This window comes from Agriterribacter sp., from assembly GCF_035445465.1.
Lineage (GTDB): Bacteria > Bacteroidota > Bacteroidia > Chitinophagales > Chitinophagaceae > Agriterribacter.
Genome location: NZ_DAOMQT010000055.1, coordinates 18,268 through 27,073, shown reverse-complemented (window position 1 = coordinate 27,073; position 8,806 = coordinate 18,268). Strand labels below are relative to the sequence as shown.

Sequence of the window (8,806 nt, the reverse complement as noted above, 5' to 3'; positions counted from 1 at the left end):
AGAGCGGAAAACGGGATTCGAACCCGCGGCCTTCAGTTTGGGAAACTGATGCTCTGCCAACTGAGCTATTTCCGCATAGAAATAAAGTTACAATGAATCTGGTAATTATAAAATATAATGCAGGCAATATTCAATCGGTTTTATATGCTCTGGAACGCATTGGGCTGGAGGCGAAAGTTACCGATGATGTGGAGCAGATCAGCAGTGCCGATAAAGTAATATTTCCGGGCGTGGGGGAGGCCAGCAGCGCCATGCGGTATTTAAAAAACAGGAAGCTGGATGAGGTGATTAAGCACCTTGAACAACCGGTGCTGGGCATTTGTCTGGGTATGCAACTGATGTGCAGGTTTTCGGAGGAGCATAATGTAAGCTGCCTGCATATCTTTGATGAAGATGTGAAGCTTTTCAGGAAAAAAGAACAGGATCAGGCGAACGATATTAAAATTCCCCAGATGGGCTGGAACAATATCTATGGTCTTAAAACGGAATTGTTTCATGCGGTTCCGGAGGGTAGTTACACTTATTTTGTTCACAGCTACTACGCAGCCTCCGGAGCACATACCATCGCCACTACGGATTATATTATTCCCTATAGTTCGGCGCTGCATAAAGATAACTTTTACGGCGTGCAGTTTCATCCCGAAAAAAGTGCGGATACCGGTGAGCGCATCCTTAAAAATTTCATTGAGCGCTGCCATTAAAATCAAAATGCTTTAAACAATATATGGAAATCATACCTGCCATTGATATCATAGACGGCAAATGCGTAAGGCTTACACAGGGCGACTATGCGCAGAAGAAAATTTACAATGAACATCCCCTGGAAGTGGCTAAGGAATTTGAAGGCGCCGGTTTGCAACGGCTGCACCTGGTTGATTTGGATGGCGCCAAAGCCGGGCAGGTAAAAAACTGGAAAGTGCTGGAAACCATTGCGGGAAAAACCGCATTGACGATTGATTTTGGGGGCGGTATCAAGCGGGAGGAGGACGTGCATGTTGTTTTTAATTCGGGTGCGGCGCTGGTAACAGTGGGTAGCATAGCGGTTAAAAATGAAGCTGAATTGATAAGATGGTTTACCATTTTTAGCGCGGATAAATTTTTGCTGGGCGCCGATGTAAAAGATGAAAAGATAGCCATTGGCGGCTGGCTCGAAACAACAGATATATGGGTATACGACTTTATTGAAAAATATACACAACATGGCGTAAAACAAATATTTTGTACAGATGTAAGTAAAGACGGCAAGCTGGAAGGCCCTGCAGTGGATTTGTATAAAAGCATCGTACAAAAATTTCCTGCGTTGCATTTCATCGCCAGCGGCGGCGTAAGCTCCATTGATGATTTGCGTGCACTGCGTGATGCCGGATGTAACGGAGCGATAGTGGGCAAGGCGATATATGAGGGAAGAGTGAAGATTAAAGATTTGAAATTTGAGATTTGAGATTGAGTTCATGCATTTCCGCGGAAACAAATCTTACTTTTAAGCGAATTTCAAATTAACCTATGTCCACCATTTATCGTTTTGAAGATTTGCCTTTGTGGCAGCAGTCCAGAAGCCTGTGTAACAGAATTTTTAGGATGATTGAACAGAGTCCGTTATTTAAAAGTGATTTTAAATTTCGAGACCAGCTAAGAGCTTCGGCCGGCTCTGTTATGGATAACATAGCAGAAGGCTTTGAACGTTCATCCCGGTTGGAATTTGTTAATTTTTTAGGAATAGCTAAAGGTTCAACGGGAGAAGTAAGGTCGCAGGTTTACCGTGCTATGGATAACAAGTATATTGATCATATTGACGGAATAGCCATAATAGATGAATATGAAAAACTGGCCAAGGAGATGGCTGGTTTTATTAGTTATCTCAATAAATCAACAGTAAAGGGACAAAAATTTAAAGACAGGTACCCAGGTTCTTAATCTCAAATATTAAATTTAAAATTTCAAATCATTCCATGCTCACCAAACGCATCATTCCCTGTCTTGATATTAAAGACGGGCGTACCGTAAAAGGAACCAATTTTGTAAACCTGCGCGATGCGGGCGACCCGGTGGAACTGGGTGCGCTGTATGCCCGGCAGGGCGCAGATGAGCTGGTGTTCTTAGATATTACCGCAACGGTTGAAAAAAGAAAAACATTGAGCGAGCTGGCTAAGCGCATTGCCCATCACATCAATATCCCTTTTACGGTAGGCGGCGGCATTAGCAGTGTGGAAGACGTGAACGTGCTGCTTGAAAATGGTGCGGATAAGATTTCCGTGAATACGGCCGCATTTAAAAACCCTCAATTGATTCATGAACTGGCAAAGGAATTTGGCAGCCAGTGCGTGGTGCTGGCCATTGATACCCGGAAAGAAGAAGACGGCGAATGGTATGTATACCTCAATGGCGGAAGAACCAAAACCAGCATGAAATGTATTGACTGGGCAAAACAGGCCGTAAACCTTGGTGCAGGCGAAATATTGCTAACGTCTATGAATCATGACGGAACGAAACAGGGCTTTGCGCTGGATATTACAAGCGCCTTATCTACGCAATTACCCGTGCCTGTTATTGCCAGTGGCGGCGGGGGTACAATGGAGCATTTTATATCCGTATTTAATGAAGGCAAAGCCGATGCAGCCTTAGCCGCCAGCATTTTCCATTTCAAGGAAATAGCCATTCCCGAGCTTAAGCAATTCTTATTTGAAAAGGGTATCCCTGTGCGCATGCTCCCGGAAAACATAATAAATAACGGATGAAGTTATTGACTGGTGAATTTCTGAAGAATAGCGGACGGAACCCTGAACGGAGCGTCGCAACGAAAGTCACACCAGGGTGTTGCGGCCGGTAAAATAATAACCCCGTTTTAAAAATGCTGTTCTATTAATCCATTATGATAGTTGCGGCGCTGATGGCCAGCCCGCTGAAACACCCCGTTACATTATTACCACTTATGTTACTCAATAACGATACCGGTGTAGATAATGGGCCGTTGCTGTTCCTCGCTTTGTTATAGCTGTCCCAAAAATTATATACATCTCTCGTTACATTAGCCATGTAGTAAGTGATGCTGTCGCCTTTCACAAAACCATAGGAGTTGGTAAGACGCATATAGCTGCCATTATTATTTTCATCGGAGTTGGTTATCCTTTTTCTGGTACCCAGGCTGCCCCACCCAAAGCTCTTTTGATTATCACTGTGGCGCCAATAAAACAACTGGCAGTTACCGGTAGTATCAGGGTCTTTAAAGTTTACCGTAATGCGCCCTTTGCTGGTTCCATCTTCATCGGTATAATGATAATCGGTGCTTAGATGATCTATCGGTATTGGAGATAATAAAGGAGCAGTAGCTGTAAATATTTCACCATTTACTTCAATCTCCAGCAAATAATATTTACCGGCTATGCCCCGTAATGCCCGTGCCGGGTCGGTTTGCAGGTTGGGATCTGTATAAATACCATCGCTTATACCTGCAGGAACATCCGGGAGCGTTGTTTCTTTTAAAATTACAGAGGAGCTGCTGTCCCACACAATCGTATTGTTCTGCATTAAGCTGCCTTCTGATATCTTAACCAGGGCATTTTTTACCGGGATACTGGCGATGCTGGTATTTTCAATGGTTTGGCTTTTGCTGAGTATTACATAGTTGTATGCCGGTATTTCGGTATTAATGTAGGCCTCTACAACCAATTGCGGTTCGGTATGGCCCAGACCTATATCAAAATTTTTTTCACAACCCGTAAAGAGCAGCAGCAGGCTAATAATAATTGCAATATTCGGCAGCTTATAGGAATCAGTCATACCTCAAAATTTAAAATTCCAGCCAATGGCAGGGGTGATGGGAAACAGGTACACCATTTTACCCTGTAGTGATTTTTCTGTTTGGTTGATGTCCATATAAATAAAGTAAGGGTTCCGCCGGTTGTAAACATTGTATATGTTGAAATTCCAACTGCTGCTGAACCGTTTTTTTTTCTTTGAGATGGGCGTATAGGTGGCACAAATGTCTGCGCGATGGTATGCCGGCAGGCGATAGTTATTAATTTCGTTGTATTGATTCATGCTGGTATAGGATGCTGTACGCTGGCTCACATTAAACCCAACATTGTAATTTACCCTGCCTGTAGGCATGGTAAGCGCGTTGCCTGTACCAAATACAAAAACTGTTGAAAAATTCCATTGCCGGCTTAATGTATAATTGGCTACAACACTCATATCATGTGTTCTGTCGTAACGATAGGGAAAAGGTTTGCCATCATTCATTTCTGCATACGTTCTTTGTGTTCTGCTTAATGTATAACCAACCCAGCCTGTTAATTTCCCTTTTTTCTTTTCAGCAAAGAGTTCTATTCCGTATGCTTTCCCTTTCCCGAACATCATTTCCCCCTCAATATTCTGGTTGAGCAGTAGCTGGGCTCCCTGCTTAAATTCTACCTGGTTATCTAAATCTTTATAATAGGCCTCAGCGCTAAAATGGTATATATTGCTATGGGTATTTCTAAAGTAACCTATAGAAACCTGCTGAGCGATACCCGGCTGAACAATTTGTCCGGCCGGTATCCAGATGTCGCTGGGAAAAGTTGCCCCGCTGGTTGTGGCCAAATGCAGGTACTGGATGGTCTTGTTATACGATAGCTTTATACTTGAAACAGAGGATAAGGTATAATCCAGATTTAAACGGGGCTCAGGGTATTGGTAGTGCGCAATACTTTCTCCTTTCTTATATAATTCTGTTTCTCCTGTTGGGTTCCCGTCTTCGTTATAGATCACCCTTTCAGTAGGACCTACCTGGTTAAAATAACTGTACCTCAGGCCGGTGGTAGCACGAAGACGCCTGCTTATTCTGAAGCCTGAACTTAGATAGATGGCAGCTTCCCGGGCATACTGGTTGTTTATTTCCGTTTTAAATTCCAGTATTCCTTGGGTAATATCGCCTGCGCCGGGTTTAAACTGGTGCCAGATATACTGAAGCCCCCAGTTGAGGTTAAATTTACCCGAAGGCGTGTAGCTCCAGTCGTTTTTAACCTGGTAATCGGTAACAGCGGATGTAAAAATATAATCCGAAAGATCATAGCCATAATAGCTGTCAAGGTCAAATGCGTTATAGATCATTGACACAGATTGCTTCAGTTTTCCGCTTGGCATTTGTTGTTTCCAGGTGAGCCCTGCAATGGTATTGCCCCAGTTCGCGTTGAATAGATTGTTTTTATCGTTGGTGTATGAAAATTTGTCTTTGCCGTTGTAAAAAGTAAACAGCAGCTTATTGTTATCGTTTATTTCATAATCCGCCTTCCCGTTAATATCATAGAAATAATACCCGTTATTACCGATTCTTTTCTTTGCAAAAACTTTCGCCACCTGGTCAATATATGTTCTGCGGCCGCTGATGATGAAAGAAGCTTTATTTTTAACTAAAGGTCCTTCTATAGAAAGTTTGGAGGAAATTAAACCGATACCACCACTGAGTTTTAGTGAATCTTTATCGCCCTCCCTGGTATCAATGGATATTATGCTGCTTAACCTGCCTCCATAAGCTGCATCCATATCGCCTTTTTTAACGCTTACACTTTTGATGGCTTCACCATTGAATACGCTGAAAAAACCTAACAGGTGATTCGGGTTATAAACCGGGATATCATCTAAAAGAATCAGGTTCTGATCGGGTCCCCCGCCTCTTACATAAATGCCTGAACCGGCCTCACCTCCATTTTTTATACCCGGTAAAAGTGTGATTGTTTTTAGCGGATCTGTTTCACCAAGAATAACAGGTATTTTTTTCAGGCGGTCAATATCTAAAGAATAGAAACTCATTTCGTTTTTGTTGTTGTTTTTCCCTGCGGTAATAACAATATTGCTGAGTTCATTTTCCTTTTGAATAAGCATTAGGTTGATAGTAGTATCAGACAGCAGCGTGATATGCAGCAAGCGGCTGTAATAGCCTACTGCACTGGCTTCTATCAGGTGATTTCCCTTTGTAAAAGCCTGCAATAATTTTCCGGAGGAATCGGCAAGCATCCGGTTCCCGTCTATATCAACAGTAGCATTGCTTACGGGCATGTGTATGCTGTTGAGCACATGGATGCTTACCGTAACGGTTTGTGCATTAGCCGTATGCATGCACTGTAAGCAACAGAGCAGCAGGAGGGCTTTTACAAAACAATATATTGTTCTGAGATTGCGCATGCCAGTAGTCATATTTAAAATGGTACGAACGGACAACTTTTGTGGACGTCCCGAAATTTACGGCATGGCTTTTCACACGGATGGGTGCTTCATGAAGTTGTAAAGAACAGGGCTACAAGATATTTATTTTTGTTAATTATTGTACAGGCGTGCGCCTTTTTTACGCTGATTATACCCCCTTTTGAAGTATTAATACTGCGGCTAAGCGTAATGATATGATTAACAGATTGTTAAGTAGAAACACGTAGCGATTGATAAATGATACTTTTTAACCGGGGCAGATGAAAAACGACTTTCAGATTGCTTTTTGGCACAGGATACATAACAGTTTTAATTATGTAACGGTTGTTTTCTCGTGGGCGGTGAAAATTATATATACAGTTCAGGTAATTTGAACTTTTCTCACCGAAGGTAAATACGAACTGGCTGCTTTACTACCGGCTAATCCATATTTTATATCTTTGCCGATCAATAATGAACATGAATATTGATTTTAAAAAATATAGTGATGGATTAGTACCGGCCATAGTGCAGGATAATGATACCCAAAAAGTATTGATGCTGGGTTTTATGAATGATGAGGCCTTGCAAAAAACGATGCGGGAGGGGAAAGTTACTTTTTACAGCAGAAGCAAAAAACGGTTATGGACCAAGGGAGAGGAAAGCGGGAATTTCCTGGAGTTAAGATCTGTTGCTGCTGACTGCGATCATGATACTTTGCTCATCAAGGCACATCCGCTGGGGCCGGTTTGCCATACGGGAGCGGATACCTGCTGGTCGGAGAAAAATCACAACGATAATTTCCTGCTATACCTCGAAGATATTATTGAACTGCGAAAAAAATCATCGCCTGAAGACTCGTATGTGGCTTCCCTGTTTGCCAAAGGCATCAATAAAATTGCTCAAAAAGTAGGTGAAGAGGCAGTAGAAACGGTAATTGAAGCCAAAGACAATGATGATGCATTGTTTCTTAATGAAGCGGCGGATCTTTTGTTCCATTACCTCATTCTTCTGAACGCAAAAAGATACCGGCTGAAAGATGTTAGCGAAAAATTACAGGAAAGGCATTCCAAATAAGGAGAAAATTTTACATGGTTCCTGATGGTGGAAAGGTTTAAGGTTTGAGGGGGTACTGCTAACGACAGAAGGAATATGCTTTTTTTGTGCCAGCCATAGCTGAAAGCTGATCGCTGAAAGCTTCTTCGGATTTAATATTAAAAAAAGGTGAAAGATTTCCGGGCAATTAGACCCTTCCTTCCCGAAGTATCTTTCACCTTTCACTTCTCACCTCTCACTACATCACCGTAAAATCGGTTTCTGTATCTCCCCACAATAAACTCACTTTTCCACTTTCATCTACATTGATCGTAAACTTTTCGGCAAACGCTGGGGCTTTAACCGGTTTAACTTTTACTCTTAAGGCATCGTCCCCTTCTTCATATTTAAATGCACCCCACTGCTCCCATGTTTTATTGAATATGATCGTCCATTCGTCATCGCCAGCTATGGTAAACAAGCCATATTTACCTGCGGGTAAATCCTTCCCTTCCACTTTGATGTCCTTGTCTGTTTCAAAAACCGTGGCTTTGTTGGCGCCGGTACGCCATACCTTGCCGGGCAGGGGTTCAAGATCCTTGCCTATGGTTCTGCCTTTTACCGATGGCTGGCTATAGTTAATGGTGATGGTAGCGCCGCTGGCAATTTTTGCCGATGTGGTTGCGGGAGGGCTGGCAGGCGCTTTATTATCCTGTGCCAGTACCCCGCCCGATGAAAGCAGTAAAACTGCTATTGCCGGAAATAGGAATGATCTTTTCATATTGTTGTAGTTTTTTATATCAGGTTAGTTCAATATTCGTGCCATCGCCATTATCCTAATTGCCGTTTATATAATTGAATTACATTTTCCAATCCTAAATAAAGGGCATCGCATATCAGCGCATGTCCTATAGAAACTTCATCTACCCAGGGAACCTGTTCTTTAAAATAGCTGAGATTATGCATGTCCAGGTCGTGCCCGGCATTAACGCCCAGCCCTAATGCTTTGGCCTTTTGAGCGGCAGCTACATAGGGGGCAACGGCATTTTCTTTGTTGGAGAGATAATTTTTTGCGTACGCTTCCGTGTATAATTCTACCCGGTTGGTTCCCGCTGCGGCAGCGCCCTCAATCATTTCAACAACCGGATCAACAAAAACGGATACGCGGATACCGGCCTGCTGAAACACGCCGATCATCTCCGTTAAATAATCTTTATGTTTTATGGTATCCCAGCCATGATCGCTGGTAATTTGTCCGAGGTCGTCGGGCACTAATGTTACCTGCTGCGGTTTCGTTTCCAATACCAGGTCAATAAATTTCTGTTCCCTGCAATTGCCTTCAATATTGAGCTCGGTATTGATTATTTTTTTTATTTCCCTTACATCGCTGTAGCGGATATGTCTTTCATCGGGACGGGGGTGTACTGTTATACCATCGGCGCCAAACCGTTCAATATCCCTGGCGGCTTTTAATACATCGGGGTTATTGCCGCCGCGGCTGTTCCGGAGCGTAGCAATTTTATTTATGTTTACCGAAAGTTTAGTGATGTGATGCATGCCCAAAATTAAACCCTTATTTATTGTTATTTTCACAGCTTATTCTATTTTTAAA

9 protein-coding genes and 1 tRNA gene are annotated in these 8,806 nt (G+C 42.7%); 5 read left to right on the top strand and 5 right to left on the bottom strand.

Going from position 1 to position 8,806, the window contains the following annotated elements; genetic code table 11:
* Nucleotides 1-2 precede the first annotated feature (2 nt).
* A tRNA-Gly gene (locus PLE34_RS18405) sits at nt 3-75 on the bottom strand.
* Between the two features lie 17 nt (nt 76-92).
* Between PLE34_RS18405 and hisH the strand changes: the two genes are divergently transcribed.
* The 4 genes from hisH (at nt 93) to hisF (ending at nt 2,735) form a co-directional block, all read left to right on the top strand.
* The gene (gene hisH, locus PLE34_RS18400; protein WP_324559273.1) at nt 93-701 is read left to right on the top strand and encodes an imidazole glycerol phosphate synthase subunit HisH; all 609 of its coding nucleotides are present in this window, start codon (nt 93-95) and stop codon (nt 699-701) included.
* Nucleotides 702-724: 23 nt separating this feature from the next.
* Nucleotides 725-1,441 (top strand): 1-(5-phosphoribosyl)-5-[(5-phosphoribosylamino)methylideneamino]imidazole-4-carboxamide isomerase, encoded by a 717-nt coding sequence (hisA, locus tag PLE34_RS18395; RefSeq protein ID WP_324559271.1) that lies wholly within the window; start codon nt 725-727, stop codon nt 1,439-1,441.
* A gap of 62 nt (nt 1,442-1,503) precedes the next feature.
* The gene (locus tag PLE34_RS18390; RefSeq protein WP_324559269.1) at nt 1,504-1,914 is read left to right on the top strand and encodes a four helix bundle protein; all 411 of its coding nucleotides are present in this window, start codon (nt 1,504-1,506) and stop codon (nt 1,912-1,914) included.
* A gap of 35 nt (nt 1,915-1,949) precedes the next feature.
* On the top strand, nt 1,950-2,735 hold the full coding sequence (gene hisF / locus PLE34_RS18385; protein WP_324559267.1) for an imidazole glycerol phosphate synthase subunit HisF: 786 nt from the start codon (nt 1,950-1,952) through the stop codon (nt 2,733-2,735).
* A 124-nt stretch (nt 2,736-2,859) separates the two neighbouring features.
* Here hisF and PLE34_RS18380 read toward each other — a convergent pair whose 3' ends face one another.
* Both PLE34_RS18380 and PLE34_RS18375 read right to left on the bottom strand, forming a co-directional pair.
* Nucleotides 2,860-3,777, bottom strand: a complete 918-nt coding sequence (locus PLE34_RS18380) for a DUF4249 family protein (RefSeq protein WP_324559265.1) — start codon at nt 3,775-3,777, stop codon at nt 2,860-2,862.
* Nucleotides 3,778-3,780: 3 nt separating this feature from the next.
* A complete protein-coding gene (locus PLE34_RS18375) occupies nt 3,781-6,159 on the bottom strand; it encodes a TonB-dependent receptor plug domain-containing protein (RefSeq protein WP_324559263.1) in 2,379 nt (792 codons plus the stop codon).
* 480 nt (nt 6,160-6,639) lie between these two features.
* Here PLE34_RS18375 and hisIE point away from each other — a divergent pair, with 480 nt between their 5' ends.
* Nucleotides 6,640-7,236 (top strand): bifunctional phosphoribosyl-AMP cyclohydrolase/phosphoribosyl-ATP diphosphatase HisIE, encoded by a 597-nt coding sequence (hisIE, locus tag PLE34_RS18370; RefSeq protein WP_324559261.1) that lies wholly within the window; start codon nt 6,640-6,642, stop codon nt 7,234-7,236.
* A 217-nt stretch (nt 7,237-7,453) separates the two neighbouring features.
* On the opposite strand, the gene PLE34_RS18365 is transcribed toward hisIE, so the two are convergent.
* Together PLE34_RS18365 and PLE34_RS18360 are read right to left on the bottom strand one after the other, a co-directional pair.
* Nucleotides 7,454-7,975 carry a DUF2911 domain-containing protein gene (locus tag PLE34_RS18365; RefSeq protein ID WP_324559259.1) on the bottom strand — a complete coding sequence of 174 codons (522 nt, stop codon included), beginning with the start codon at nt 7,973-7,975 and terminating at the stop codon, nt 7,454-7,456.
* A gap of 50 nt (nt 7,976-8,025) precedes the next feature.
* Entirely contained in the window at nt 8,026-8,787 is a 762-nt protein-coding gene (locus PLE34_RS18360) for a pyridoxine 5'-phosphate synthase (protein WP_324559257.1), read from the bottom strand.
* Nucleotides 8,788-8,806 lie beyond the last annotated feature (19 nt).

Bases quoted from the DNA above. Each gene is read 5' to 3' on its own strand.
- hisIE (WP_324559261.1), top strand. From the start codon at position 6,640: ATGAATATTGATTTTAAAAAATATAGTGATGGATTAGTACCGGCCATA.
- hisH (WP_324559273.1), top strand. From the start codon at position 93: ATGAATCTGGTAATTATAAAATATAATGCAGGCAATATTCAATCGGTT.
- PLE34_RS18365 (WP_324559259.1), bottom strand. From the start codon at position 7,975: ATGAAAAGATCATTCCTATTTCCGGCAATAGCAGTTTTACTGCTTTCA.
- PLE34_RS18390 (WP_324559269.1), top strand. From the start codon at position 1,504: ATGTCCACCATTTATCGTTTTGAAGATTTGCCTTTGTGGCAGCAGTCC.
- hisA (WP_324559271.1), top strand. From the start codon at position 725: ATGGAAATCATACCTGCCATTGATATCATAGACGGCAAATGCGTAAGG.
- PLE34_RS18375 (WP_324559263.1), bottom strand. From the start codon at position 6,159: ATGCGCAATCTCAGAACAATATATTGTTTTGTAAAAGCCCTCCTGCTG.
- PLE34_RS18380 (WP_324559265.1), bottom strand. From the start codon at position 3,777: ATGACTGATTCCTATAAGCTGCCGAATATTGCAATTATTATTAGCCTG.
- hisF (WP_324559267.1), top strand. From the start codon at position 1,950: ATGCTCACCAAACGCATCATTCCCTGTCTTGATATTAAAGACGGGCGT.